Here is a 25,946-nt window from a genome sequence, read left to right as displayed (position 1 = left end):
AGCTCGGGCCGGTCGGGCCCGCCGCCGGCGACCCAAGCCCGCAGGTGGCGCCCCCGGTGTCGTCCCGTCCCCGGGCGGCCATGTGCGCGTGGCACGGCATTCATATGGCCTGGCTACGGTACGGGACGCGCTCTTACCCGGGACCAGGGACGGTCGGCACCGCCGTGCATCACGCGAACCACTACTACGGCCACTCACACGTGCTGGCCCGCTACTGCGGGCTGGACGACCGGTCCCCGCAGCGCATCCACGGCTACCTCCAGCACGGCTGGAACATCGGCCACGGGATGGCCCCCGACCACGAGTTCGTACCCGGTCTGCCGCTCTTCGTCTGGTCGGAGCGGACCCGTCGGCGGGCCTGGTCGCTGGGGCGACGCGACACGTACGCCGTCGGCTCGCCCTGGGCGTACCTGCTGGCGATGGAGCCGGAGCCGGACGCGGCCGCACCGCGGGAGGGCACGATCTGGTACCCCTTCCACGGCTGGGAGGGCCAGCACGTGGTGGGGGACCACGACCGGCTCATCGCGGAGATCAAGGCGACCGAACCCGGCCCGGTGACCGTCTGCCTCTACTGGCAGGAGTACCGCGCGACGCGGGTACGCGAGCAGTACGAGCGGGCCGGTTTCCGGGTCATCTGCCACGGCTACCGGGGCAGCAAGTGGGACAGCCTCGACCCGGACTTCCTGCGCCGGCAGCTCGCGGAGCAGCGCCGCCACCGCCGCGTCGCCTCCAACCGGCTCTGCAGCGCCGTGCTCTACGCCATCCTCGCCGGCTGCGAACCGGCCGTGTACGGCGACCCGATGCAGCTGGACGGGGAGGTGCCGATCTGGGGTGGGCAGCCCCGGATCCGCCGGCAGTGGGCGCAGCTGCACGGCCCGCAGGTCGACCCGGTGGTGGCCCGGGAGGTCGCGGTCGCCGAACTGGGCGCCGACATCCTGCTCCCGGCCGCCGCGCTGCGCCGGATGTTCCACTGGCCCGAACCGGCTGCCGCTCCCACCGGGGCCGCACTGTTGGAGGGGGCGCGATGAGCCTGCGGTTGATCGGCGGCGAGATGCCGGTCTGGTCGGACCTGGACGGCCGGCACGGCCCCGGTCCGGTCCGCGGGGAGGTACTGGCCCCGCTGCTGGCCACCGTGACCGGGCGCGCCCTCGTCGTCGGACCACTCGACCCGGCGTTGCTCGACGCGGTGCCGGCGGACGACCTGACGGTCCTGGTGCGAGGCATACCGGACGCGGAGACGCTCGCCGCCCGACTGGCGGCCCGGCCGGGCGTCACCGTGCTCTGCGGCAGCCCGGAGAAGCTCGCGACGGAACCCGCGTACGACACGATCGTGGCGCTCGACGGGATTCAGCGGCTCGCCTCGACCGAGGGCGCCGACCTGACCTGGGACGAGACGTTCGCGCTGCTGGCGGCCGTGCTGCGCCCGGGCGGGCGGCTGCTCCTCGCCGCGGAGAACCACCTGGGGATGCACCGGCTGGTCGCGCTGCCGCCGGAGGTGACCGACTCGGACTGGGCCGAGGCGGGCGAGTACGACCCGGATCGGCCGGCCGGCCTGGAGCGTCTCCGGGACCGGCTCGCCGACACTGGCCTGACCGTGACGCGCACCTACACGGCCTGGCCGACGCCGATCGCCCCCACCGCGCTGGTGACGCCGGAGCTGCTGGTCGAGCCGGAGGCGCGGGCATTCCTCACGGTCGCGCTCGACCGGGCCTGCGAACCCTCGACGACGGTGCTGACCGACCCGCGACGGCTGGTCGCCCAGTCGCTGCGCCACGACGCGGCGACGATCCTCGCGCCGGCCTGGATCCTGCAGGCCGAACGGACCGCCTCCGAGCCGGCTCGCGTCACCGGCCGGCTCTGGTTCGAGGCGCCGGAGGCCGGGCCGGCCCCGTTCGAGGCCCCGGCCGCGCTCCTGCCGTTCCCGCCGCCGCCCGAGGCGATGGTCATGGTCGACGGCGATCGCGTCGAGGTCATGCGTCACCCCGAAGGGAGGTTGTACTGGTACAGCCCGGCCGACGGCACGGCGCTGCTGCCCAGCGGTCACCTCCTCGAACAGCTGCTGATCGTCGCGGCTCTGCGGCGTGACCTGCCCACCGTGCGGGAGTTGCTGCACCGGTGGCAGAGCAGCCCGCACGCGGGTGTCGCCGCCGACCAGATCGTCGTGACGCCGGGCCACGACCTCGCACCGCTGACCCCGGCGGTGCTTCCGCACGCCGCCCTGCGGCGGCTGGCCGTCCGGCTGCTCGACGCCGGGCTCGCCTACCTCTGGCCGTCTCCCGCTGACCCGGCCGAACTGAGTCTGACGCTGGCGGCTCTCGCCGGGCGGGCCCCCGAGCCGGTCGCCGGGACCGGCAACGAGCCGAGCCGGCCGGGCACACCCGGGGTCCGGGAGCTGCTGGCGAGCCGCGACCGGCTGGCCCAGGAGCTGGCCGAGGCCCGCGAGCGGGAGGCCTGGTACGAACAGGCCCTCGCCGACCGGGAGACGGAGCTGCGCCGGGCCCGCGGGCTCGTCGCGCTGCTCAGCGGGTCGCCGACGGCCCGCGCCGGCAAGCTCATGCTCGCCGGTGCCCGGCGGGCCCGCCGCACCGCCGGCGCCGTCGCCCGACGCGTCCTGCCCCGCGACTGACCGCCGGCCCGCACCGGCGCGGCGCTCAAGGCCGAGCCGGGGCGGTGCTCTCCGACGCGGCGCTCAGCGCGGAGCCGGGGCGGCGGCGTCGCCGGTCTCCGGCACGGCCCTCAGCGCGGAGCCGGGCCGGCGGCGTCGGCGCTCTCCGGCGCGGCGATGCGGGACGAGGCGACGCTCTCGTACAGCTCCTCGAGCAGTTGTGTCTGCCGGCGCAGGTCGAAGGTCTGCACGGTGTGCTCGCGGGCCGCCCGTCCGAGACGTTCCCGCAGCGGCTCGTCGGTGAGCAGCCGGCGGATGTTCTCGGCCAGCGCCGCCCGGTCCCGTTCGGCGCAGAGCAGGCCGGTCTCCCCGTGGCGGACCCCTTCCGGAATGCCGCTGTGGTGGGTGGCGACGACCGGCAGACCGAGGCTCGCCGCCTCCAGCACGGTCGTGGGAAGCCCCTCACAGTCGCCGTCCGACGCCGTGCGGGACGGCGCGGCCAGCATCTTGGCCTGCGCCATGTGCTGCAGGACCACCTCCGGCGGCTGCGCGCCCAGGAACGTGGCGTCGACCTGGAGCTGGGCCGCCCGCGTCCGGGTCGACTCCTCCAGCGGTCCCGCGCCGATGAAGAGGGCCCGGGGCCGTAGCGGCGAGATCAGTCCGAGCGCCTCGACGAGGTCGTCGGCGCCCTTCTTGTCGACGAACCGGCCCACGAAGACCACGTCCCAGGTCTTCGGCGCCGTCGACGGCTCGGCCGGGATCGGCACGCCGGTGTAGTGGACGCGTACCTTCGCCGGGTCGGCGCCCAACTCCACCGCGCGGTCGCGGATGAAGCCCGAGACGGCGATGATCACGGCGGCGCGGTCGAACGTGACCCGCAGCTTGTGGCGGTGCCGTGCACCGCGCAGACCGGGCACGGCCGGCTGCCGCGTCACGTCGACCCCGTGCAGGGTGACGACCAGCGGTACGCCCAACTGCTGGGCGGTGCGGCTGATCAGCCATCCGTCGCCGCCGAAGTGGGCGTGCACCACCGTCGGCTTCAGTCGGGTGAGCAGCCGGCGCAGCCGCGCGGAGCGGCCGGTCGCCCGCAGCTGGTGCCAGCCGCGACGGCCGGCGGGCGTGTTCGGGTAGGCGATGACGTCGCTGTCTTCGGCGATCGGTGAGGCGACCTTGTTCGCGCCGAGGTAGACCGGCCGCCACGACGGCAGCGCGTCACCCTGGTTGCGGACGAACGTCTCGGAGACCGGCAGCAGACCGCTGCGCCAGATGACGGCGACCTCAGACGTGGACATCGCTCCCCGGGCTGCTCGTCGGTACCGGCAACGTGGTGGCTGCCGTGCGGACCGTGTGCTCGGCCGTCGACGGCCGGCCGTCGGGCGTCGCGGACGTGGCCGGGGTCGGCTCGACGGCCGGCCCGGGGGCCGGGCGTCGGCGGCTCAGGATCCAGTCGCGCAGGGTGTGCCGCAGCTGCGGCGGGATCAGCCAGATCTGGAAGAAGGTCAGGTAGTCGATCGCGCTCGGGCGGCCGTGCCGCCGCGCGTCACCGAGCAGCATCCGGAAGACGCGGAAGCTCCGCGTGGGCGCCGCCATCGAACTGATGATGCTCATCATGATCGCGGCGTACGCCTTCGGGGTGAGCCGCGGGCGCATCTTGCGCACCCACTCCAGCTGCGCCTCCCACGGCGAGTTCAGGCTGATCCGCGGCCGGTCCTCGTCCTGATGCCACAGCACCAGCGGCTCGGCGGCGATGACCAGGTCGACGCCGTCGTGGTCCAGCGCCCGCAGCGTCCAGTCCAGCTCCTGCTGCCGGCGCAGGCCGACGGTGAACGGGACCCGACGCAGCAGCGACGTGGGCGCCATGATCGTCGAGGTCTGGATGAAGCCGTCGCCGTGGAAGAGGCCACGCCGGACGGTGAGGTACTCGCACACCGGCTCGCCGTCGAACGGGAGGCGGCGGGGCATGACGAACTCCGCGCGCGGAGTCTTGTTGATCAGCCGGCTGGCGATGATCGGCAGCGCGACGGTGGCCGTCCGCGCGTACGCCAACTGCACCGACAGCTTCTCCGGAAGCCACTCGTCGTCGTCGTCCAGCAGGGCCGTCCACGGCGCGGCGGCGTGCTCGACGCCCACGTTGCGGGCGTTCGGCGCGCCGCCCTTCTGCGCGAGCTGCACGAGCCGCAGGCGGTGGTCGTCGATCCCGCTCAACACGTCCTGGGTCGCCTGGTCCGGCCCGTCGATCACGACGATGACCTCGATGTCGGTGACCGTCTGGGCCAGGGCGCTGCGGACGGCCCGGGTGACCAGGTCGGGACGCGCGAACGTGGGAATGACGACGCTTACCTCGGGTGCAGATGACATGATCACCACTCATCCGGCCGGAGACGAACTGTCAGCCGGTGACGCTAGGGAGCCCAGCCGTCGTGCCGGTGAATGGAAACCGGCGTCCAGGCGCACAACGAGAGTGGTGCTGCTGTCACACCGGCGACGCGGCCCCGGCCGATCCCCGCTCCCGGCACCGGCGGTCCCGGCGGCGGACGCATCTCGACGAGCCGGCCACGCAGCACAGCGCCGTGACATATGGTAAAAAACCGGCGCGGCCCGGGTCGTTCGACGACGATGCGACGCGGGCGCCCCGATCAGGGTCGCGCAGCCGCACGCCGGCCAGCCGAAGGACGGACCGATGACCGCGAGAACGCCGCCGTGCCCCGCGCCGACGGCCCCGAACCCGCGCGCCGTCCACCGCCACTGAGATGGACTGGACCGGATGGGCGCTCTTCGGGTTGGTCGCCACCACCGCGCTGACCGCCGCGCTGACCACCGCCCAGCTGGCCGGACTCACCCGCATCGACTTTCCCCTGGCCCTCGGCACCCTCGTCACCGAGGACCCCGACCGAGCCCGCGTCATCGGGTTCTTCCTGCACCTCGGCGCCGGTCAGGGCTTCGCCCTCGGCTACGCGGCCACCTTCGCCCTGCTGCACCGCGCCACCTGGTGGATCGGGGCGCTGCTCGGCTTCGTCCACGTCGCGATCGCGCTGACCGTGCTCCTGCCGCTGCTGCCCGGCGTACACCCGCGCATGGCCTCCCAGCGGGCGGGCCTGGCCAGCACCGCGATGCTGGAGCCGCCCGGTCTGTTCGCCCTGAACTACGGCAACCAGACGCCGGTGGTCGTGGCCGTCGTCCACGTCGTCTACGGGCTGGTCCTCGGGGTGCTTCTCCATGCCGGGTGACCGTCGCACGACAGGTGAGGACCGATCCCCATGACCGGTGGACCCCACCCGGCGTGGCCCCGGGACCCCACGCCGATCAGCGACTACGGGCTGCTCAGCGACACCCGCACCGCCGCGCTCGTCGCCGGTGACGGCGGCATCGACTGGCTCTGCGTACCCCGCTTCGACGGCGAGCCGCTCTTCGGCCGGCTGATCGGCGGCCCCGACGCGGGAACGTTCCGGGTCGGCCCCACCGAACCGGCGCCGCCGGTCGAACGGCGGTACCGGCAGCACACCGCCACGCTGGAGACGACCTGGGCGGTCGGTGGCGGCCGGCTCACCCTAACCGAGGCCATGGTGGCCGAGGTCGGCGGCCGCCTGTTGCCCACCACCCTGATCGTGCGGCGACTCTCGGCCCAGAACGCGCCGATCGACGCCGTCGTCGAGTTCGACCCCCGCCGCGGTGAACATCACAGGCTCCCCCAGATCCAACGGCGACCTCAGGGCCTGGTCTGTCAGTGGGGCTCCCTGGCGGTCTCGTTGGCCGGCACCCCCGAACTCGCCGTCGAACCGGGCCGACCCACCCGGATCACTGTCGACCCCGGCCGCCCGGTCACCCTGGTGCTGGCCGTGGCCCACCGCGAACCGCTGATCCACGTGGAGCCGGGCGCCGCCTGGGACCTGCTCCTCGCCGACGAGCAGCGGTGGCGGGCCTGGACCGCCGAGATCGACGAATCCCTGCCCTTCCGGGAACACGTCGTACGAAGCCTGCTCACCCTGCGGCTGCTGACCTACTCGCCGTCGCGGGCACCGGTGGCCGCGCCCACCACCTCGCTGCCCGAGGACCCCGGCGGGGAACGCAACTGGGACTACCGCTACGTCTGGCCCCGCGACGCCAGCATCGGCGTCAGCGCCTTCCTCAGCGTCGGCAAACCCGAAGAGGCCCACGGGTTCCTCGCCTGGCTGCTGCACGCCAGCCGGTTGCAGCGTCCGCGCCTGCCAGCGCTGTTCACCCTCTACGGGCGCACCGTCCCCCGGGAACGGGAGGTGCCCGGCTGGCCCGGCTACCGCGGCAGCGTCCCGGTACGGACCGGCAACGCCGCCGCCGGACAACACCAGCTCGACGGCTACGGCTGGGTGATCGACGCCGCCTGGGCGTTCGTGCAGGCCGGGCGTCGCCTCAACTCGGAGACGTGGCGGGCGGTACGCGGATTCGCCGACGTGGTCACCCAATGCTGGCGGGAGCCCGACGCCGGCATCTGGGAGGTACGCGAACCGGCCCAACACGTCCACTCCAAGCTCATGGGCTGGCTGGCCCTGGACCGGGCGCTGGCCATAGCCGAGACGCACCCCCTGTCGGAGCGCCGCCGGCGACGCTGGCAGGAGACCCGGGAGGCGATCGCCGTCGAGATCCGCACCCGCGGCTTCGACCCGAGCGCGGTCAGCTACGTACGCAGCTACGGCTCAGCGGAGCTCGACGCGGCCCTGCTCGTCCTGCCGCTGCTGAACTTCGACAGCATCGACTCGCCCCGGGTACGCGGCACCATCGACGCCATCCGCGACCGGCTCTCCGCGAGCGGCCCCTTGCTCTACCGCTACCCGCCGGGACGCGACGGCCTCCCCGGCACCGAGGGGGCGTTCCTACCCTGCTCGTTCTGGCTCGTTCAAGCCCTCGCCCGCACCGGGCGGCGCGTCGAGGCGGTCGAGCTGTTCCAGGCCATGCTCGACCACGCCGGACCCCTCGGCCTCTACGCCGAGGAGCTGGACCCGGCGACCGGCGCCCACCTCGGCAACTACCCGCAGACGCTGACCCACGCCGCGCTCGTCCAGGCCGCGCTCGCCATCCGGGACGCACCCACCTAGGTGTCAGGCTCAGCCGGTGGGGTCGCTTCCTGGCTGCTCCTCGGCGGCGGGGCCGCGGTCCTCGAACTCGTACGTGGTGGTGAGCGCCTCCGGTAGGTCGGGCACCAGGGCGTTGGTGCCGTCGACCACCTGCACGTACCGGCGGCCCTGGAAGAGCGAGTAGCTCCCGTCGGCCTCCTGCTCGATGGTGAACAGCTGCGCCTGCGCGCCCGGATCGCACGCCCGGTTGCGGACGCTGCCCGGCGCGGCGTCGTGCACCACCGTCATGCAGCTCCGGCCGGCGCCACCCGGCTCGGCGAGCGTGATCCGGAATCGGTCCCCTTCGGGCCGCAGCACCCACTGCGCCCGGTCGTCGACACCGGGCGCGGTGGCGGCCCGCACCTGGTCACCGGCGGGGTCGACCGCCAGCACCGCCCGGTTCATCCCGGGCACCACGATCGCGATCCGTCGCCGGCCGGCGAGGATCTCCTGCGGGCCCGCCGACGCGGTCACCGACGGGACGGCCGACGGTGGAACCTCCCCCGCCGGGGCCACCACGCTCCGGTCCGGCTGCTCCCGCGCCTGCAGCACCACACCCCCGGCGACGAGGGCGAGCACGGCCAGGCCGGCGCCGGTGACGGCGGTCCGACGGCGGCGACGCCGCTCGCCACGCTCGCGCAGCGCCTGCGCCGGGGGCAGCTTCGTGACCCGGCGCGCACCGTCGGCGATGGCCGTGAGGTCGTCGCGCTGATCAGCCATGGGACGCCTCCTCCTGGGGCTCCTCGGTCAGCATCCCGGCCATCGCCCTGCGGCCGCGAGCAAGGTACGTCTTGACGGTCCCGACGGGCCGCTGCATCTCGGCGGCCACCTCGGCGACGCTGAGATCGTTCAGGTGGTGCAGCACGACGGCTCGGCGTTCGTCGGCGCTCAACCGCCGCAGCGCCTGCAGCAGCGCGACGTGGTTCTCGTTCAGGCCGGGAACGCTCTGGTCGACGGCGGCCCGGTGGTGCGCGCGGATCCGGTTCGTCGCCTTGCGCCAGCTGCTCACCGCGATCCGGGAGGCGACGCGTCGTACCCACGCCTCCGGGCTGTCCGCCTCCCGCACCGTCTGCCAGCGCTGCCAGGCCCGCGTGAACGCCTCGGCGACGGCGTCCTCCGCCTCGTTGAGGTTGCCGGTCAGCAGATAGAGGTGGCCCACGATCCGGCCGGCGCAGGCCGTGTAGAGGGCGTCGAACTCCTCAGCGTCACGCATCCGACCGGCGCCCCCTCGAAGCCTCGTCCCCTGGTCACCGCCGCATGCAACCCCGTAGGGAGGATCAGCCCCACGCGCGCGGTGCCGATTTGTGACGCCCGTCACACTGTCGATGATCAACCCGGGGATTGGGCCAGACGTCATCGTGCCGACCCGGGATGGACCCGTGGCGGAGAGGACGATGTGCGACGACGGCAACGACGCGCCCTGACAGCCGCAGTGCTCGCGACCGCACTGGCCGCGGCCGGTCTGTCGGCTACCCCAGCCGGCGCGCAGGAGCAGCCGACGGCCCCGGTCACCGGACCCGGCGGCACCTTCACGCTGATCACCGGGGACCGGGTGACGCTGGACGCCGACGGCCACCCGCAGATCCAGCGGGGACCGGGACGGACCGGAATGCGCTTCGTCAGCAGCCGGGAGGGCGGCCACCAGTACGTCATCCCGGCCGACGCGGCACCGTTGCTGCGCGACGGTCGGCTCGACCGGCGGCTGTTCGACCTCACCGTCCTCGGCGAGTTCGGCTACGACGACCGCACCGCCGAGCTGCCGCTGCTGGTCACGTACCCGCAGAACAAGCCGGCGCAGGCGCGCTCCGCCGCCGTCGCGGGCTCCGCCCGGGTACGCGCCGAACTGCCCGCCGCCCACGCGCTCGCCGTACGGGCGGACCGGACCGACCGGGCCGAGCTCTGGTCGTCCCTCACCCGCGCGACGCCGACCGCCCGTACGCTCACCGCCGGCGTCGACGCCGTCTGGCTCGACGGCAAGCGCCGGGTGACGCTGGACCGCAGCGTGCCGCAGATCGGCGCCCCGGCGGCCTGGCAGGCCGGCTTCGACGGCACCGGCGTCACCGTCGGCGTACTCGACACCGGGATCGACGCCGGCCACCCCGACTTCGCCGGACAGCTCACCACGGTGCGCGACTTCACCGGCGGCGACGACCCCGCCGACACGGTCGGCCACGGCACCCACGTGGCGTCGACCATCGTCGGCACCGGCGCCGCCTCCGACGGCCGGTACCGCGGCGTCGCCCCGGGCGCGAAGCTGGTCGTCGGCAAGGTCTGCGCCACCACCGAGTGCCAGGACTCGGACGTCATCGCCGGCATGCAGTGGGCCGCGCCGCAGGCCCGCGTGGTCAACCTGAGCATCGGCGACACCGACACCCCGGCGCTCGACCCGCTGGAGACCGCGGTCCAGGACCTGAGCCGCCGGTACGGCACGCTCTTCGTCGTCGCCGCCGGAAACGAGGGCAAGCCGAAGTCGGTCAACACGCCGGCCTCCGCGGACGACGCCCTCGCCGTCGCCGCCGTCGACGCCGACGACCAGCGGGCCTACTTCTCCGCCAAGGGACCCCGGGTCGGCGACAACCACATCAAGCCCGAGATCAGCGCGCCCGGTGTCGACATCGTGGCCGCGGCCCCCGGCGGCGGCTACGTTCCCATGTCGGGCACGTCGATGGCGACCCCGCACGTGGCCGGCGCGGCCGCGATCCTCGCCGGGCAGCACCCGGACTGGTCCGGCCCGCAGCTGAAGGCCGCGCTGATGGACTCGGCCAAGCCCACCGGCGAGGAGAGCCTCTACGAGCAGGGCGCGGGCCGGGTGGACATCGGTCGCGCCGTCGCCCAGCCGATCGCCGCCGACATCGCCGCGATCGACTTCCCGGTCCAGCGCTGGCCGCACGCCGACGACAAGCCGATCACCCAGGTCGTCGGCTACCGCAACACGAGCAGCGCGCCGGTCACCCTGTCGCTGAGCGTCGCCCCGGCCCCGGCCGGCATGCTCACGGTCAGCCCGGCCACCCTCGTCGTACCGGCCGGCGGCCGCGCCGAGGCGACCATCACCGTCGACACCCGCGTGGACGCCCCCGACGGCGTCTACCAGGGCGCGCTGACCGCGACCGGCGCCGGTGACCTGCGGGTACGCACGCCGTTCGCGCTGAACCGGGAGATCGAGAGCTACGACGTACGGCTCGACCACACCGGCCGCGACGGCCGACCGGCCACCGACTACCGGACCGTGGCGGCGAGCCTGACGACCGGCGAGTTCAGCACTCTCGACGGGCAACCGGGCGGAGGCACCCTGCGGCTGCCCAAGGGCCGCTACGCGCTCTACAGCACCATCAACGACGGCGAGAAGTCGAGCCTGCTCGTGCAGCCGGTGCTCGACGTACGTGGCCCGATCACCGAGGCGATCGACGCCCGCACGGCCCGGCCGGTCTCGCTCACCCTGCCCCAGCACGACGCCGCACCGCTCGCCGTCCACATCAGCGCCAACTGGAACGACGGCCTGCGCTACCCGGGCGTCCAGCTCGACGGAGAGTCGTTCGCCAACGTCTTCTTCGGGCGGGTCGGGCCGGCCGGCACGGCCCCCGAACTCGCCGTGACGTTGGGCATCGGACTCGCCCGCCCCGGCAAGGACGGCACCTTCCGCAACAGCCCCTACACCTACGACCTGGCCTACGTGCTCAAGGGCGACATGTTCACCGGACTGACCCGGAAGCTGTCGCCGAAGAACCTCGCCACGGTCAAGGCGACCTACCGCAGCCAGTCCACCACCGCCACCGGCGTCCGCCTGCACCGCGCGGCAGCCCCCGGCGGCCCCGGCCCGATCGGTTCGAGCACGCCGATCGACCTGCCCTTCCACGGCACCGAGTACTACAACACCGACGGCGGAATCGTCTGGACGTCCACCCTCGCCGAGGGCGACAACGTCACGACCCAGGAATCCACCTTCAAGCCGGGTGAGACGTACACCCGGACCTGGAACGCCGCGCCGTTCGGACCCACCATGGCCGGCGCCCCCGAATGGTCGCCTTTGGGATACGCGGGCCGCGACGGCGACACCATCTCGATCGCGGCACCACCGATGTTCGCCGACGCGAGCGGCCGGCCGGCCAGCCGCGACGACCTGCCGGTCCGCCTCCGACTGCTGCGCAACGGCAAGGAGATCGCCACCGCGGACGGCCCGTGGGCGGACTTCTCCGTACCCGCCGAGAAGGCGACGTACCGCCTGGAGGCGACGGTCACCCGCGCCGCCCCGGACACCCTGTCGACGGCGGTCTCGGTGGCGTGGACCTTCACCTCGGCCCACACGTCGAAGCCGGAGCGGCTGCCTCTGACGACGGCCCGGCCGACGCCGGTGCTCGACGACACGAACACGGCGCGGGCGGGTCGGGTGACGACCATCCCCGTGGCCCTGGATCGGCAGGCGGGCTCGGCCGCCGCCGGCAACCGGACGCTCGGGGTCAGCGCGTCGTTCGACGACGGCAAGACGTGGATCCCGTTGCCGGTGATCCACGATGTCGCAATCGTCGTCCATCCGCGTCGGCCCGGTTTCGTGTCGCTGCGCGTGACGGCCACCGACACCGCCGACAACTCGGTGACGCAGACGATCCAGCGGGCGTACCGGATCGCCTGAGCAGGGCCTGCGACTGCTCGCACTCGGCGCTCTCGCCGCCGGTCGGAGCTGGAGATGCCGGTGAAGTACGACTGCGCGGGGTGAGGGCTCTCCTCACCCCGCGCGGTCGTGTCGGTCAGGCGGCGGCCAGGAAGCGGGTCAGGCCGTCCAGCAGCATGTTGCTGCCCTGCTCGGACTGGTCGCGGTCTTCGGCCCGGTCGAAGGTCTGCGAGAGAGTGATCTTGGTGCGGTCGCCGTCGGGCGTCAGGTCGAGGGCCATCAGGACGGGCTCGTCGCGGCCGGGCACGTTCATCCCCATCACGAGTCGCTCGTTCGGCACGACCTCGGTATAGCTGCCGGTGAGCGGGATGCGGGCGCCGCCCGGGATGACCATGACCGAACTCCAGGCACCGCCCGGCCGTACGTCCAGGACGACCTCCTCGGCGCTGGCCCACTGGCCGTAGCTCTCGGCGTCGGTCCAGGCGGCCCAGACCTTCTCGACCGGGGCGTCGAGGGTGCGGGTGATGGCGTAGTCGTGGCCGGTTGCGCTCATGGCAATCTCCTCCGTCTGCACGGGCTGGCTTGGGGGATCAACTGAGACCACGGTATAGTCATATTCCTTGATAGTCAAGCATCGTGACTAGTTTCGGAGGCGATTCGGTGGACACCGCACAGCACCACCCTGACCTGGGAATGTTGACCGGGCAGCTCATGCGGGCGTTGCAGAACGAGCTCTTCGAGACCCTCGCCGAGCAGGGGCACCCCGACGTCCGCCCACGCCACGGCTCGGTGCTCGCCTTCCTCGACGCCGAAGGCGTCCGCGCGACCGACCTGGCGGCCCGGACCGGCCAACACAAACAGATCATCGGCACGATCGTCGACGAGCTGGTCAGCCTCGGCTACGTACGCCGCGAGCCCGACCCCGCCGACCGCCGCGCGAAACGCATCGTCCCCACCGAACACGGCCTGGACGAGATCGCCAAGGCTCGCGCCATCCTGGCCACCATCGAGCAGCGCCTCGAGCGAACCCTCGGCGAGCAGCGCTTCGCCGCGTTCCGCGAGGCACTACAGGAGGTCACCGGCCACCAGCAGGCCTGGCGGGAGAGCCGTCAAGTCGTCGACTGAGCCGGCCCCCCGCGCCTCAACACTCGACGCGGATCAGCTCGACCGAGGACGGCGAAGGGCTCCGCGCTAGCGGGCGTCCAGCTGTGTTTCCTGTGCGAGCCAGCGGCGCACGGCCGAGAAGTCGGCATCGGTGAGGCCCACGTACTGGTCGACACGGCGGAGCAGAGCCCGCGTCGGATGGTGTGCCGCGACCCATCGCCGATCGACATCTGTCGTCTCGTCGTCGAGCCAGACGAACGGACGTCCCGCCGCCCACCGGACCAGGTGGCGGGTCTTCCAGTGCACGCCGCGCTCCGGCTCCTCGTCGCCGTCCGGCCATTCGACCACCGGCAGGTCAGGGAGCCCGAGCAGTGGCGAGATGACCTCGTTCGCCTCCGCCATCCACGTTGTCGCCCAGACCAGTTGGCATCCGAGGGCCGACAGCCGCCGACCGTCGGCCGGATCGAGCCGATCGAGCAGCGGATTGCCGATGACGTCCCGCGACAGTGCCGGGGCAGGTCTGCGCCGCCCCGGGCGGGCGTTGAACGGGATCAGCGGTCCGTCCACATCGAGGAAGAGCAAGTGACGATTTACCGAGCCGGGCATCACGGGTCGAACCGTATCCGGGACACTCCCGCGCGGTGAACCGGTTCTACACTCGCGGCGGCGGGCCGTAGCGCAGAGGTCGACGCGTCGTACTTCCCAGACGAAGGACGCCGGTTCGATTCCGGTCGGCCCGCTCCTCAGCTTCCCGTCTACACTGCGCGGCGGCGGGCCGTAGCGCAGAGGTCGTCGCACCTCCTGATCAGGGAGGGGAACGCCGGTTCGAATCCGGTCGGCCCGCCCACCGTCCTCCGTCTACACTGCGCCGCGGCGGGCCGTAGCGCAGAGGTCGACGCACCTCCCTGCTATGGAGGGGGACGCCGGTTCGAATCCGGCCGGTCCGCCCGCACGACGGGGAGAGGACGGTCAGGTGCGGCGCCGACGGACGCACGACAGAGAGGTACGCCGGCTCTCGCTGGTGTCGCCGCCGGCCATGGTGGCCTCCATCAGAAAACGTCGGGCCGTCGGGGACTGGCGTGGCGTCTGCGCGGCGGGGATGGTCGACCCGCACGTGGACCTGCCGGACGTGGCCCGCCGGTGGGGCGCGGGCGAGGCGGAACGGATCGAGGCGGAGCTGCACGGCTTCGCGCCGGACCTGCTGCGCCGGTTCCTGCCCCGGATGGACACGCTGGCCCTGGTGCCCCGGCAGCAGGTGGTGCTCTCCCGGCTGAACGTCCCGTTCCCGACCCGCCCGGGCCGCGCCGCGGTGCTGGTGGTGTCGCTCCCGGCGGATGTCAGGGCGCCGCAACGGCTGGGGCTACGGGTGATCGACGCGGCCGAAGTGGGCGACGGCTGGCTGGACCTGCCCGACTGGTGCTGGCACGCGCAGGCGTCAGTGGAGCGGCGGGGGGCGTACGGGGCGTCGCCGGAGCGGCTGCCGTGGCATCACCCGGACGGCCGTCCGTACGCGCCGGACGAGACGAGCCCGGGCGAGCCTGCCGATCGGGCCGCCGCCATGGAGACGCTGACCGCGCTGCTGGAGGCCGGCGAGGTGCTGGCCGCCTACCAGGCTGCCGGCTTCGTCGTCGACCACACCCCACCCCGGTACGGTTCGGCGTTCCTGGTCACCCACCAGCTGACCCGGTCGGCGTCGACGTTGCCGCTGCTCGCGGCGGAGTACCGGCGGCTGGCGCACCGCTACGGCCACCGGTCGCTGCGGTTCGCGGCGCAGCTCGCGGTCGCCGAGGACGACGGCGTGCTGCGCCTGTACGCCCATCCATCGGCGTACAAGCTGCCGGGGCCACTGGTCGGGGTGCCGGCGCCGTCGGAGGCGGCGCTGCTGCGTAGCGGCGCGTTGACCGCAGACCAACTGCATCCGCTGGTGCACGAGGCGCTCTTCCCCGACCGCGACCAGCGTCGCCCGGTGACACGATCGCAGACCGGCAAGGAGTTCCGGGTCCGCTGCGGCGGCGACTGGCATCTGCTCCGGTTGACCGGCGGGCACCTCACCGCCACCCGGCACGACCCGGCGGAGATCGAGCGGGAACTGCTGCTGGCTCAGCTCGGCGGCTCGATCAACGGCTGCGCGAACGCGGTACGCGCCTGGCGGACCGGCGCCAAGCCGGTGCCGAGGGAGATCCGCCGAACCCGCAGCGACCTGCACGCCCGGCTCTTCCACGGCGACACCGACACCGTGTTGGCCTTCGTCGAAGCGGGTCTGGACCCCGAGCTGCGCGACGGAACCGGCAGCACGTTGCTGCACTGGCTGTCGCACCTGGACCACGTCCGGGCCCTGCCGGCGCTGCTGGCCGCGGGCCTCTCGCTCGACGCCCGCGACGGCGAGGGCGACACGCCGCTGCACCGGGCCGCCGCAGCCGGAGCCGAGGACGTGATGACCGCCCTGGTCGACGCGGGTGCGGACCGGCGCGCCGTGAACGGTTCGAACCGCACCCCGGCCCGACTGTTGCAGGAGACCCGCCGCCGGGGCTGATCTTTGTCGGTGCGGTTGGTTATGCTGCCGCGCGGCGAGGCCGTAGCGCAGAGGTCGACGCGCCTTGACATCAAGCTGGAGGACGCCGGTTCGAATCCGGCCGGTCTCGCCGCACAACCCACAGGGAGGCAGGGTGTCTGTCGAACAGGACGAGCTGGCGACCTGCCTCGCCGTGCTGGCCCGTCTCGACGACCCCGACCTCGACGAGCACGCCAGGCAGACGCTCGAACGTGCCGTCGGCGCAGCAGCGCGTGGGGTGAAGAAGCGGGCGAAGGCGCGCCGCGAGGCGGCCACCCGGTCGGCCGACCGGGCGATCCTCGCCGCGGCCACCCGGTTCCACGACGAGATCCCCGACCCGACCCCGCAACCGGTCGAGCCCTCCCCCGGCGACAGCAGCGTCGGCACGTTGCGCCGGGACCGCTGCTGCTACGTCTGCAAGGCCGTGTACCGAAGCGTCGACGCCGACTACCACCTCATGTGCCCCGACTGCGCCCGGGAGAACCGGGTCCGCCGGCACGCCCGCTGCGACCTGACCGGCCGCACCGCCGTGGTCACCGGCGGCCGGGTGAAGATCGGCTTCCACACCGTACTGAAGCTGCTCCGCGACGGCGCGCAGGTCATCGTCACCACCCGCTTCCCGCGTGACGCCGCCCGCCGCTACGCCGCGGTGCCGGACAGCGCCGACTGGGCCGACCGGCTCTACGTGCACGGCCTCGACCTGCTCGACCTGCCGGCCACCCTGGACTTCGTGGCGCTGGTCGGGCAGCGGTTCGGCGGGCTGGACATCCTGGTCAACAACGCCGCGCAGACGCTGTGGCGGCCACCGGCCTACCACCGGGAGGTACGCGAGGCCGAGGCGACGCCGCTGGCCGGGCCGGCCGCCCGGATCGCGGTGGGCGCCGCCCCCGCCCGAGTCGAACCGGCCGGCCTGCCGGCGCTGCTGGCGGCGTACTTCCCAGCCGGGCGGACCGACGAGACCGGGCAGCCGCTCGACCTGCGGGAGGTCAACTCGTGGGTGCTGCGCGACGCGGACGTCACTCCGCACGAGTGGTTGCAGGTGCACGTGGTCAACGCCTTCGCGCCGTTCCTGCTCACCTCCCGGCTGCGTCCGGTGATGGAGGCCAGCCCGCATCCGCAGCGCCACGTCGTGCAGGTCTCCGCGATGGAGGGCAGCTACTCGCGGGCCGGCAAGACGGTCCGCCACCCGCACACCAACATGGCGAAGGCCTCGCTCAACATGCTGGTCCGCACGGTCGCCGCCGACTACCTGACCGGCGGAATCCACATGAACAGCGTGGACACCGGGTGGGTCACCGACGAACGCCCGCACCCGAGCAAGAGCCACCAGCGTGCGCACGGTTTCCGCCCCCCGCTCGACGTTATCGACGGCGCCGCCCGCATCTACGACCCGGTGGTACGCGGGGTCACCGGCGCGCCGGTGAGCGGCCAGTTCCTCAAGGACTACCGGAGTGTGCCCTGGTGACCGATCCGACGCCGGTGCGCTGCCCGATCATCGCCGACCCCACCGCCGGCCTGGCCGACCCGGCCGACTTCGACCCGCTGCTGGCCCGCCTGGCCACGCCCGCCCCGATCGCCGACAGCGAGGTGTACCCACGCGGCACCGTCCGCGCCGACGGCCGCCTCGACCTCTGCAAGCAGGGCGTCGGCCCGGTGCAGACCGCCCGGATCGTGGCGGCGGCTGTCGACTCGCCGCTGGTCCGGCACCTGCTGCTCGGCACCAACGCGCTCGGTGAGACGGGCGCGCGGGCGGTCGCCGACGCGCTGCGCCCCGGCCACCGGCTGCACACCCTCTACCTGGGCTGCAACCTCATCGACTCCACCGGCGTGACCGCCCTGGCCGAGCGGCTGGCTGCCGACGACCAGCTCCGGGCGCTCTGGCTCAAACGCAACCCGGTCGGCGACGACGGGGTGCGCCGGCTCGCCGACGCCCTCCGGACGAACACCACCCTGCGCACCCTGGACCTGGTCAACGTGGGGATGACCGTACGCGGACTGACCATGCTGGCGGCGGCGCTGGCGGAGCGGCCGGTCCCGGTGCAGCGGCTCTTCCTCGGCGGCAACGGCTTCGGCCCGGACGCGGTGCCGGTGCTCGGCACCCTCATCCACGCCGCCGGCGTCCGCGAGCTCTACCTGGCCGCCAACCACCTCGGTGACACCGGGGTCGCCGCGCTGGCCGACCTCGCCGACGGGGTGCCGATGACCCTCGGCCTCGGCGGCAACGGCATCACCCCGGCCGGGGTCGCGGCGCTGACCCGCCACCTGGCCGCCTGGGAGGCGCTGGACCTGGCCCGGCCACCGTCCGAACGAGCCCTCGGCGCGCACGGCAACGTGGTCGGTGACGACGGGGCGGAGGCGCTCGCCGAGGCGCTGCCGGGTGCCCGGCTGCGCCGGCTCGACGTGCGGCGTACCGAGATCGGCGGTCGAGGAGCCCGGCGACTCGTCGCGGCGATCGAGGGACATCCGACGCTGCGCTACCTCGGCATCAACGGCGGGGTGCCCCGCAAGCAGCGCCGCCGGGCCGCGGCTCTGCTCGCCGAGCAACCCGCACCGCTGCCCCATGAGGACATCCAGGCGATCGCGAGCGTCTACCGGTGAACCAACCGACCCTTGCCGAGCTGCCCGTCTGGCAGCGCATCCGCCGGTACGCCGTACCACCGGCGATGATCGAGGCGGCGGCGGCCGCCCGCGCCGACGGCGACTGGCGGGCAGGCTGCGCCGCCGGCCGGATCGACGTCGACCTCGACCTGGCCGAGGTGCGCCGCGCCCACGGGGCCCGGCAGGCCGACCTCGTCGAGGCGGACCTGGCCGCGCTCGCCCCGGACCTGCTGCGCTGGCACCTACCCCGGGTCCTCGGCGGGCGCACCAGCCTCGCCACCCACCACGACTGGCTGCTGTCGACCCGCGCGGGACGGATCGGCGCCGACGACGCGATCCTGGTGCTACGAGCCCCGAAGACGGTGGACGGGTCGCAGCGACTGCGGCTGGAGGTGCGGGCCGGCGCCGAGGCGAACCCCGGCTGGCCGGACCTACCGCCGGTGTTCTGGAGCACCGAGCACGTCGACGGGCTCCGCGCGGCGTACGGCGGCACGCCGCAACGCCTGCCGGGTTTCGAGGCCGACGGGTCGGTGCGGCCGTTCGAGGCGTACCCGACGCAGGTCGATGAGGCGGATCCGGCGACCCGAGCCGAGGTCTTCGACCGGCTGATCGCCGCGGGCGACCCCGTCGGCGCCTGGTCGGCGGCCGGCGTGGACCTCGACACCACCCCACCAGAGGGGCGCCGCCGCAACTACCTCGCCACCGCGCTGATCGAACTGGCCCTGCCGGTGGGGTTGGCCGCCGAGCTGACCCGGCTGCGCGAGCGCTACGACCTCGACCGGCTGGTCATCCGGCACGACGAGCAGCCGACGGCCGAGGTACGCCACGAGCCGCACCGCGTCACGGCGCGACTGCTCGACTACGACCGGCAGCACTACTACTCCCCCGTGCTGGCCGGCCCGGTCTACCAGCGACCGGCGGACCTCGAACTGATCCGGCACGGCCTGCTCGACCCGGCCGAGCTGCACCCCCTGGTCCGCGAGGTGCTTTTCCCGGCCACCCCGGCGGCGCCCGCCCACGACCGGATAGACCTGCGCCGGGACGTCCCGGTGCGGTGCCGGGGCGAGTGGCACACGCTGCGGCACGCCGACGGCCGGCTCGACCCGACGTCGCACCCGCCGGAGGAGGTTCGCCGCGAGCAGCTGCTCGGCGGTCTGGGCGGGCAGGTCGCCGGCTGTTTGAGTGCGGTGGCGGCCTGGCGTGGCTCGACCGACCACCTGCCCCGACCGCTGAAGCAGCTCCGCCGCGAAGTGCTGCTGCGCATCCAGCACGGCGGCACCGCCGCGCTGGCCGCGCTGCTGGACGCCGGACTCGACCCGCGGATGGGCGACGGCCGCGGCGGAACGCTGCTGCACCACGTCCGCTCCCTCGACGACGCCGCCCTGGTCGGCCGGCTGGTCGACGCGGGCGTACCGGTCGACGCGCAGGACCGCCGCAAGCGCACCGCGCTGCACGTCGCGGCCGGCGACGGGGGCACCCCGGAGATGGTCCGCGCCCTGCTGGAGGCCGGCGCGGACCCGACCGTGGAGGACGAGAACGGGTTCGGCGCCGTCGAGGTGGCCGGCTACAAGGTCGAGATGCACGAAGAGGACGACGAGGAGCCTCCGGGCCCGCGCCTGATCCTGCAGATCCTCGAGGAGTGGATGGAGCAGTGAACGCTCGACTCGCCGACGCCGACGCGCTGGTCGCCGCCACCCGCGACTGGCGCTCCGAGCCGGCCCGCGACCCGAAGGTCGAGGCGCTGGCCCTCGCGGTGGCGGCCAACCTGCCGGTGCTGCTCTGGGGCGAGCCGGGCATCGGCAAGTCCGCCACCCTGCAACAACTCGCCGACGGGCTCGGCACCCCGCTGGAGACCGTGATCGCCAGCGTGCACGAGCCGTCCGACTTCTCCGGGCTGCCGATCGTCGGCGACTCCCCCGCCACCGACGGGGTGCCGATGGCGCCGCCCGACTGGGCGGTACGACTGGCCCGGGGCGGCACCGGGCTGCTCTTCTTCGACGAGCTCTCCTCCGCGCCGCCGGCGGTGCAGGCGGCGCTGCTGCGGGTGGTGCTGGAACGCCGGATCGGCAGCCTGCACCTACCGGCCGCCGTGCGGATCGTCGCCGCGGCCAACCCGCCGACCAGCGCCGCCGACGGCTGGCACCTCGCGCCGCCGCTGGCCAACCGCTTCGTACACCTGCACTGGACGCACGACCCCCGCACCGTGGCGCGGGGCCTGGCCGGCACCTGGCCGGCGGTGACCGTGCCGACGGTCGAACCGGCCCGGGCCGCGTCGGCGCTGGCCCGGGCGCGCGGCGCCGTCGCCGGTTTCCTCACCGCCCGGCCCGGGCTGGCCCACCACCTGCCCACCGACGCGGAGGCTCGCGGCGGCGCCTGGCCGTCGCCGCGCACCTGGGAGATGGCGCTGCGGCTGCTCACCTTCCACCACTGCAGCGGCACCGGCCGCGAGGCGTTGTCGCTGACGCTGGTCGGCGCGGTGGGCGACGGCGCCGGCCTGGAGTTCGTCACCTACCTGGACAACCTCGACCTGCCCGACCCGGAGCGGGTGCTGGCCGACCCCGACGCCTTCACGCTGCCGGAACGGGGCGACCGGCAGCTCGCCTTCCTCACCGCCGTGATCTCCGCCGTGCAGGGCCGGGTCGACGAGCGACGCTGGGAGGCCGCCTGGGTGGTGCTGGAGAAGGCGGTGAAGGCCGGCGTGCCGGACGTGGCCGCCCGCGCGGCGATGGACCTCGCCGCCCTCCGCCAACCGTCCTGGCCCGTACCCGCGGCGATCGACGCCTTCGCGGAGGTGCTGCACCTCTCCGGACGCCTGAGCTGATGAGCCCGGCGCTGGACCGGACGAAGCTGCTCGCCGCCCGGTTCCGGGCCGCGCAGGACCGGCCCTACCTGGCCTCGGCGCTCTACAGCGTCACCGTCGTCGAGTCCCGGGCCGTGCCGACGATGGGCGTCGACCGGCGGTGGCGCTGCTACGTCAACCCCGACTTCGTCTCGGAGCTGCCCGTGCCGCAGCTCGCCGCGGTCTGGATCCACGAGGTCGCCCACCTGCTGCGCGACCACCACACCCGAGCCGACCGGCTCGCCGCCGCACAGGGCCGTGACCATCATCGGATCAACGTGGCCCAGGACTGCGAGATCAACGACGACCTCCTCGCCGACCGGCTGCCACTGCCCCCCGGCCGGCTGGAACCGAAGACCTATAGCCTGCCGTCCGGGCTGCTCTTCGAGCGCTACCTGACGTTGCTTCCACCCGAGGTGACCGGCGGGCACGACTGCGGTTCCGGCGCCCACGGGGTCGCCCGGCCGTGGGAGACCGGCGACGGCGGGGGCGAGGGGGTCAGCGAGGTGGAGGCGGGCGCGATCCGCCGCGACAGCGCCCAGCAGATCCGCTCCGCGTCCCGCGCCCGGGGCGACGTGCCGGCGGGCTGGCGACGGTGGGCGGACGCCGTGCTGGAACCCACCGTCGACTGGCGACGGGCCCTCAGCGGCGCGGTACGGGAAGCGGCCGCGTGGGCCGGCGGCGCGGTCGACTACACCTACCAGCGGCCGTCGCGACGCTCCCAGTCGATGCGCGGAGTGGTGCTGCCCCGGCTGCGGCAACCGGTGCCCCGGGTGGCGATCGTGGTGGACACCTCCGGCTCCATGTCGGACGGCCGGCTCGCGGCGGCGCTGGCCGAGGTGAGCGGGGTGCTGCGGGCCGTCGGTATCGGCGGTAACCGGGTCACCGTGCTCTCCTGCGACGCCGCCGTCCACGTGGTGCGCGCCGTGCACAACATCGGCGAGGTGCGGCTCGCCGGAGGCGGCGGCACCGACATGCGGGTCGGCGTCGACGAGGCGCTGCGGCACCGACCGCAGATCATCGTGGTACTCACCGACGGGTACACGCCCTGGCCGGCGGCGCCGCTGGAGTCCGCCCGGCTGATCGCGGGCCTGATCGGGATGGACGCGCCGACCCCGCCGGAGTGGATCGCCACCGTACGCATCGACGAGCTGGCCGAGGCCGGTCGGCCGGCGACACCCTGACCTGGACGGCCCGGGTCGCCGCCGGGGTCGTAGTGCCGCAGCGGGCGCGACACGCTGGGCCTGCTGATCGTTGAGCCAGTACCTCTCCCGACCCAGTTGCTGTGAAACGGAGGAGAAGTGCCGGACTACCCGAGAGCGTTCGTCCCGGACGACCGCGTCGAGCCGGTGCCCCGCCGGCTCCGCGCGTACCTCGCGGGTGAGCTGGTGCTGGACACCCGACGGGCGCAGTACGTGTGGGAGTGGCCCTTCTACCCCCACTACTACATCCCGATCGACGACGTGAACCGCAGCATCCTGATCGACGAGCACCGCACGGAACGGATCCGGTGCGGGACCGGACGGGTGCACGGCGTACGACTGGGCGAGACCTCCCGCCCGTCGTCCGTCCGCTGGTACGGCGACGACGCGCTACCCGGGTTGGCGGAGACCGTCCGGTTCGACTGGGCCGCCCTGGACAGCTGGTTCGAGGAGGACGAGGAGGTCTTCGTTCATCCCCGCAACCCGTACGCGCGGGTGGACGCGCTGCGCTCCACCCGCCGCGTCCGGGTGGAGCTCGACGGGATCGTCCTGGCCGAGTCGACGTCGCCGGTGCTGCTCTTCGAGACCGGCCTGCCGACCCGGTACTACCTCAACCGCACCGAGGTGAACCTCGCGCACCTCGTCCCGTCCGGGACCAGGACCGCCTGCCCGTACAAGGGCCGGACCAGCCAATACTGGTCCGTCCGTGGCAACGGCACGATCCATCCGGACCTGGCCTGGTCGTACGAGTTCCCCACCGGGGCGCTGCTGCCGATCGCCGGGCTCATCGCCTTCTACAACGAGAAGGTCGACCTGATCGTCGACGGGGAGCGGCTGGCCCGGCCGAAGACGCACTTCTCCTGATCGCGTCGGTCCAGCACGCCCCGCCCAAGCGCCATCGGTGATGGCGAGCACACCCCTGTCACAAGTCCCGTACCTGCGCTGTCTCGGCTGCCGACAAGCAAGAGGCGTGCCAGGAGGACATCATGACCAACCAGAAGCCAACCGTGGTCCTCGTCCACGGCGCTTTCGCCGAGTCCGCAAGCTGGGCGGGAGTCGTCGAGCAGCTACAGGCGAGCAGCGTACCCGTGATCGCGGTCGCCAACCCGCTGCGCAGCCTGCCCGGGGACGCTGCCTACCTAAGCGACGTGATCGCCGCCGTCGACGGCCCCGTGGTGCTCGTCGGCCACTCCTACGGCGGCATGGTGATCACCGAGGCTGCTACCGGCCACGACAAGGTCGCGGGCCTGGTCTACGTCTGCGCGTTCGCCCCGGACCACGGCGAGTCCGCGTTCGAGCTGTCGACCAGGTTCCCCGGTAGCACCCTCGGCGAGACGCTGACCGCGCGCCCGGTCACGACCGGCGGAGTCGAGTTGGCTATTCGCCCCGACGCCTTCCACCACCAGTTCGCCGCCGACACCTCAGCCGCTCAGGCCGCCGTGATGAGCGCAACCCAACGCCCGGTCACCGAGATCGCCCTCACCACCGGCCTGCCGACCGACACTCCCGCCTGGAGGGCGCTCCCCTCCTGGTTCGTCTACAGCGACCAGGACCTCTGCATCCCGGTGGCCCTGCACCGGCAGATGGCCGACCGGGCCGGCGCCAAGGACGTACGCGAGATCGCCGGCGCCTCCCACGCGCTCACCGTCTCCCAGCCCCACGCGGTCACCGCCGCGATCCTCGACGCCGTCGCGGCCTGAACCAGAGCCAGCTGGAGCCGGCCACTACGGCCGGCTCCAGCTGCTCGCCTGTTGGCACGGCCGATGTGGACGTCCCTGCTCGGCACTGCGACTGGTCAGGGCCGGCCGGCTGCCTGGCGGATGACGGCGAGCGGGGCGTGCGCGTGGTGCAGCACCGCGTGGCTGACCGAGCCGAGCACCAGGCCGCCCAGCGCACCGCGCCCGTGCGCGCCGACCACCATCAACTGGGCGCTCTTCGACACCTGCGTCAGTGCATGGGCCGCGGTGCCGCGCACCGGCCGGTACCGCACAGCCACCTGCGGATAACGCTCGGCGTAACCGGCGACCGACTCGGCGAGGACCCGACCCACCTCGTCGCCGTACGCGTCCACGTCGTACGTCAGAGGCACGAAGTCGCCGGAACCGAGCGGCGTGGGGTAACGCCAGGCGTGCACCGCGACCAGCGGGACGTCCCGGTAGGCGGCCTCCTCGAACGCGAACCCGACCGCCGCACGGGACAACTCCGAGCCGTCCACGCCCACCACCACCGGACCGTCGGCCCGCGGCTCACCCCGGACCACCAGCACCGGACAGAGCGCCCGGGAAGCGACCTGCACCGTCACCGAGCCGATCAGCAGGCCGGCGAACCCACCCAGGCCACGGTGCCCGAGCACCACCAGCGCGGCCTGCCGGGATGCCGCCAACATCACCGTGGCCGCCTCACCGTCGACGACGGCGCCGGTGACCGGCACCTCCGGCGCGACCTTTCCGGCCTCGGCGACCGCCTCCACGACGTACCGCTCAGCCTGATGCCGCAGACCGCCACCCACCGGACCGCCAGGCGCCGGGCGACCCGACACACCCATCAGCGGCCAGATGAAGGCGTGCACCACCCGCAACGGCCGCCGCCGCTGGGCCGCCTCTCGGGCCGCCACCCGTACCGCGTCCAACCCGACGGTGGAGCCGTCCACACCCACCACGACAGGGGCGCCAGCACTGATCGTCATTACTTCTCTCTTTCAACAGGGGGCATGCCGCGACCTGTCAGTCGTCGTCGACGGAGGTTGCGCGCACGGGGTGGTGACTCGCCTGGACGTGGTCGGTCCGAGCCGCCGCGTCATCGCTGCGGCCCCTGGCCGTCGATCGCCGGCAGAAGCAGTTCGCCGGCGCCGGAGGCCGCTACGACCGGCTCAACGGGAGATCGGGATGCCGGCGCCGGTCAGGGCTGGGTGTATCGCAGGTGCCGCCGCTCGGCCAGCTCCTCGGCGCTGACCACGGTCAGCACCGGGGAGCCGGGCGGCGCGAACATGGTCACCACCAGCTGCGACTGGGCATCCGGGAGGTTGTTGGCGCCCTGGTAGTGGATGACGTCGCCGCCGGGCTCGAACAAGGCGTCACCGGCCTTGAGCACCCGGGGCGGCTGCCCCTCCAGCTCGAAGAGGATCTCGCCCTGGGTCACGTAGCCGAAGAGCGGCCCGGGGTGCCGGTGCGGCGGCGCGCCCGGGTCACCGGGCTGCAGCGTGACCCGGATGGTCCTCGCCTCCGCGCCGGCCGGGATCCCGGCCGTCGCCTCCGGCTGGGTCGTGATCACCTCGACACCCGGGGGCAGGTGTGCGTGCTCACCACTCATGCGTTCCTCCAAACAGAGACTGTCTATCGGAACGACAAGACGGCT

At 73.5% G+C, this 25,946-nt stretch carries 22 protein-coding genes and 4 tRNA genes; 18 read left to right on the top strand and 8 right to left on the bottom strand.

Features of this window, described 5'->3' with window-relative positions:
* Positions 1-164 precede the first annotated feature (164 nt).
* On the top strand, positions 165-1,028 hold the full coding sequence (locus D7044_RS28285; protein ID WP_120680828.1) for a hypothetical protein: 864 nt from the start codon (positions 165-167) through the stop codon (positions 1,026-1,028).
* Entirely contained in the window at positions 1,025-2,626 is a 1,602-nt protein-coding gene (locus D7044_RS28280; RefSeq protein WP_120690711.1) for a hypothetical protein, read from the top strand. Before D7044_RS28285 ends, D7044_RS28280 begins: the two co-directional genes overlap by 4 nt.
* A 110-nt stretch (positions 2,627-2,736) precedes the next feature.
* Here D7044_RS28280 and D7044_RS28275 read toward each other — a convergent pair whose 3' ends face one another.
* A complete protein-coding gene (locus D7044_RS28275; RefSeq protein ID WP_120690710.1) occupies positions 2,737-3,897 on the bottom strand; it encodes a glycosyltransferase in 1,161 nt (386 codons plus the stop codon).
* Positions 3,884-4,963, bottom strand: a complete 1,080-nt coding sequence (locus tag D7044_RS28270; protein WP_120690743.1) for a glycosyltransferase family 2 protein — start codon at positions 4,961-4,963, stop codon at positions 3,884-3,886. The genes D7044_RS28275 and D7044_RS28270 overlap by 14 nt, the downstream gene beginning before the upstream one ends.
* Before the next feature lie 392 nt (positions 4,964-5,355).
* Here D7044_RS28270 and D7044_RS28265 point away from each other — a divergent pair, with 392 nt between their 5' ends.
* Both D7044_RS28265 and D7044_RS28260 read left to right on the top strand, forming a co-directional pair.
* Entirely contained in the window at positions 5,356-5,832 is a 477-nt protein-coding gene (locus D7044_RS28265) for a hypothetical protein (RefSeq protein WP_120680822.1), read from the top strand.
* 30 nt (positions 5,833-5,862) lie between these two features.
* On the top strand, positions 5,863-7,674 hold the full coding sequence (locus D7044_RS28260) for a glycoside hydrolase family 15 protein (RefSeq protein WP_120690709.1): 1,812 nt from the start codon (positions 5,863-5,865) through the stop codon (positions 7,672-7,674).
* A gap of 9 nt (positions 7,675-7,683) precedes the next feature.
* On the opposite strand, the gene D7044_RS28255 is transcribed toward D7044_RS28260, so the two are convergent.
* Entirely contained in the window at positions 7,684-8,412 is a 729-nt protein-coding gene (locus tag D7044_RS28255) for a hypothetical protein (RefSeq protein WP_120690708.1), read from the bottom strand.
* A complete protein-coding gene (locus tag D7044_RS28250; protein ID WP_120690707.1) occupies positions 8,405-8,905 on the bottom strand; it encodes a SigE family RNA polymerase sigma factor in 501 nt (166 codons plus the stop codon). Before D7044_RS28250 ends, D7044_RS28255 begins: the two co-directional genes overlap by 8 nt.
* 183 nt (positions 8,906-9,088) lie before the next feature.
* Here D7044_RS28250 and D7044_RS28245 point away from each other — a divergent pair, with 183 nt between their 5' ends.
* Positions 9,089-12,319, top strand: a complete 3,231-nt coding sequence (locus tag D7044_RS28245) for a S8 family peptidase (RefSeq protein ID WP_147434733.1) — start codon at positions 9,089-9,091, stop codon at positions 12,317-12,319.
* Positions 12,320-12,434: 115 nt separating this feature from the next.
* Here D7044_RS28245 and D7044_RS28240 read toward each other — a convergent pair whose 3' ends face one another.
* A complete protein-coding gene (locus D7044_RS28240) occupies positions 12,435-12,851 on the bottom strand; it encodes an SRPBCC family protein (protein WP_120690705.1) in 417 nt (138 codons plus the stop codon).
* Between the two features lie 107 nt (positions 12,852-12,958).
* Here D7044_RS28240 and D7044_RS28235 point away from each other — a divergent pair, with 107 nt between their 5' ends.
* A complete protein-coding gene (locus D7044_RS28235) occupies positions 12,959-13,423 on the top strand; it encodes a MarR family winged helix-turn-helix transcriptional regulator (RefSeq protein WP_233565152.1) in 465 nt (154 codons plus the stop codon).
* A 66-nt stretch (positions 13,424-13,489) separates the two neighbouring features.
* Here D7044_RS28235 and D7044_RS28230 read toward each other — a convergent pair whose 3' ends face one another.
* The gene (locus D7044_RS28230) at positions 13,490-14,008 is read right to left on the bottom strand and encodes an HAD domain-containing protein (protein ID WP_120690703.1); all 519 of its coding nucleotides are present in this window, start codon (positions 14,006-14,008) and stop codon (positions 13,490-13,492) included.
* A gap of 61 nt (positions 14,009-14,069) precedes the next feature.
* Here D7044_RS28230 and D7044_RS28225 point away from each other — a divergent pair.
* From D7044_RS28225 to D7044_RS28170, 12 genes are all read left to right on the top strand, one after another.
* A tRNA-Gly gene (locus D7044_RS28225) sits at positions 14,070-14,142 on the top strand.
* A gap of 31 nt (positions 14,143-14,173) precedes the next feature.
* A tRNA-Asp gene (locus D7044_RS28220) sits at positions 14,174-14,249 on the top strand.
* A 27-nt stretch (positions 14,250-14,276) separates the two neighbouring features.
* A tRNA-Ser gene (locus tag D7044_RS28215) sits at positions 14,277-14,349 on the top strand.
* Positions 14,350-14,375: 26 nt separating this feature from the next.
* Entirely contained in the window at positions 14,376-15,935 is a 1,560-nt protein-coding gene (locus D7044_RS28210) for an ankyrin repeat domain-containing protein (protein ID WP_120690702.1), read from the top strand.
* 36 nt (positions 15,936-15,971) lie between these two features.
* Positions 15,972-16,044, top strand: a tRNA-OTHER gene (locus D7044_RS28205).
* A gap of 24 nt (positions 16,045-16,068) precedes the next feature.
* Complete coding sequence (locus D7044_RS28200) at positions 16,069-17,418, top strand: SDR family NAD(P)-dependent oxidoreductase (RefSeq protein ID WP_120690701.1); 1,350 nt, start codon at positions 16,069-16,071, stop codon at positions 17,416-17,418.
* Positions 17,415-18,551, top strand: coding sequence for a leucine-rich repeat domain-containing protein (locus tag D7044_RS28195; RefSeq protein ID WP_120690700.1), 1,137 nt, complete (start codon positions 17,415-17,417; stop codon positions 18,549-18,551). The genes D7044_RS28200 and D7044_RS28195 overlap by 4 nt, the downstream gene beginning before the upstream one ends.
* Positions 18,548-20,206 (top strand): ankyrin repeat domain-containing protein, encoded by a 1,659-nt coding sequence (locus tag D7044_RS28190; RefSeq protein WP_120690699.1) that lies wholly within the window; start codon positions 18,548-18,550, stop codon positions 20,204-20,206. The genes D7044_RS28195 and D7044_RS28190 overlap by 4 nt, the downstream gene beginning before the upstream one ends.
* Complete coding sequence (locus D7044_RS28185) at positions 20,203-21,372, top strand: AAA family ATPase (protein ID WP_411711006.1); 1,170 nt, start codon at positions 20,203-20,205, stop codon at positions 21,370-21,372. Before D7044_RS28190 ends, D7044_RS28185 begins: the two co-directional genes overlap by 4 nt.
* Positions 21,372-22,574, top strand: coding sequence for a vWA domain-containing protein (locus tag D7044_RS28180; protein ID WP_120690697.1), 1,203 nt, complete (start codon positions 21,372-21,374; stop codon positions 22,572-22,574). Before D7044_RS28185 ends, D7044_RS28180 begins: the two co-directional genes overlap by 1 nt.
* Before the next feature lie 117 nt (positions 22,575-22,691).
* Positions 22,692-23,456 (top strand): DUF427 domain-containing protein, encoded by a 765-nt coding sequence (locus D7044_RS28175; RefSeq protein ID WP_120680794.1) that lies wholly within the window; start codon positions 22,692-22,694, stop codon positions 23,454-23,456.
* 122 nt (positions 23,457-23,578) lie between these two features.
* The gene (locus D7044_RS28170) at positions 23,579-24,292 is read left to right on the top strand and encodes an alpha/beta fold hydrolase (protein ID WP_120690696.1); all 714 of its coding nucleotides are present in this window, start codon (positions 23,579-23,581) and stop codon (positions 24,290-24,292) included.
* A 95-nt stretch (positions 24,293-24,387) separates the two neighbouring features.
* Here the strand turns inward: D7044_RS28170 and D7044_RS28165 are convergent, their stop codons facing one another.
* Both D7044_RS28165 and D7044_RS28160 read right to left on the bottom strand, forming a co-directional pair.
* Positions 24,388-25,278, bottom strand: a complete 891-nt coding sequence (locus tag D7044_RS28165; protein ID WP_120690695.1) for a universal stress protein — start codon at positions 25,276-25,278, stop codon at positions 24,388-24,390.
* A 212-nt stretch (positions 25,279-25,490) separates the two neighbouring features.
* On the bottom strand, positions 25,491-25,901 hold the full coding sequence (locus D7044_RS28160) for a cupin domain-containing protein (protein ID WP_120680788.1): 411 nt from the start codon (positions 25,899-25,901) through the stop codon (positions 25,491-25,493).
* Between the last annotated feature and the right edge of the window lie 45 nt (positions 25,902-25,946).

Origin of the sequence: Micromonospora musae, from assembly GCF_003626635.1 — a bacterium.
Taxonomy (GTDB): domain Bacteria; phylum Actinomycetota; class Actinomycetes; order Mycobacteriales; family Micromonosporaceae; genus Micromonospora; species Micromonospora musae.
Note: the sequence above shows the minus strand (reverse complement) of the source record. Positions and strands in the feature narration are given on the sequence as shown.

Coding starts and splice junctions, on each gene's coding strand:
- D7044_RS28280 (WP_120690711.1), top strand. CDS start 1,025: ATGAGCCTGCGGTTGATCGGCGGCGAGATGCCGGTCTGGTCGGACCTG.
- D7044_RS28275 (WP_120690710.1), bottom strand. CDS start 3,897: ATGTCCACGTCTGAGGTCGCCGTCATCTGGCGCAGCGGTCTGCTGCCG.
- D7044_RS28270 (WP_120690743.1), bottom strand. CDS start 4,963: ATGTCATCTGCACCCGAGGTAAGCGTCGTCATTCCCACGTTCGCGCGT.
- D7044_RS28265 (WP_120680822.1), top strand. CDS start 5,356: ATGGACTGGACCGGATGGGCGCTCTTCGGGTTGGTCGCCACCACCGCG.
- D7044_RS28260 (WP_120690709.1), top strand. CDS start 5,863: ATGACCGGTGGACCCCACCCGGCGTGGCCCCGGGACCCCACGCCGATC.
- D7044_RS28255 (WP_120690708.1), bottom strand. CDS start 8,412: ATGGCTGATCAGCGCGACGACCTCACGGCCATCGCCGACGGTGCGCGC.
- D7044_RS28250 (WP_120690707.1), bottom strand. CDS start 8,905: ATGCGTGACGCTGAGGAGTTCGACGCCCTCTACACGGCCTGCGCCGGC.
- D7044_RS28240 (WP_120690705.1), bottom strand. CDS start 12,851: ATGAGCGCAACCGGCCACGACTACGCCATCACCCGCACCCTCGACGCC.
- D7044_RS28230 (WP_120690703.1), bottom strand. CDS start 14,008: ATGCCCGGCTCGGTAAATCGTCACTTGCTCTTCCTCGATGTGGACGGA.
- D7044_RS28180 (WP_120690697.1), top strand. CDS start 21,372: ATGAGCCCGGCGCTGGACCGGACGAAGCTGCTCGCCGCCCGGTTCCGG.
- D7044_RS28170 (WP_120690696.1), top strand. CDS start 23,579: ATGACCAACCAGAAGCCAACCGTGGTCCTCGTCCACGGCGCTTTCGCC.
- D7044_RS28165 (WP_120690695.1), bottom strand. CDS start 25,278: ATGACGATCAGTGCTGGCGCCCCTGTCGTGGTGGGTGTGGACGGCTCC.
- D7044_RS28160 (WP_120680788.1), bottom strand. CDS start 25,901: ATGAGTGGTGAGCACGCACACCTGCCCCCGGGTGTCGAGGTGATCACG.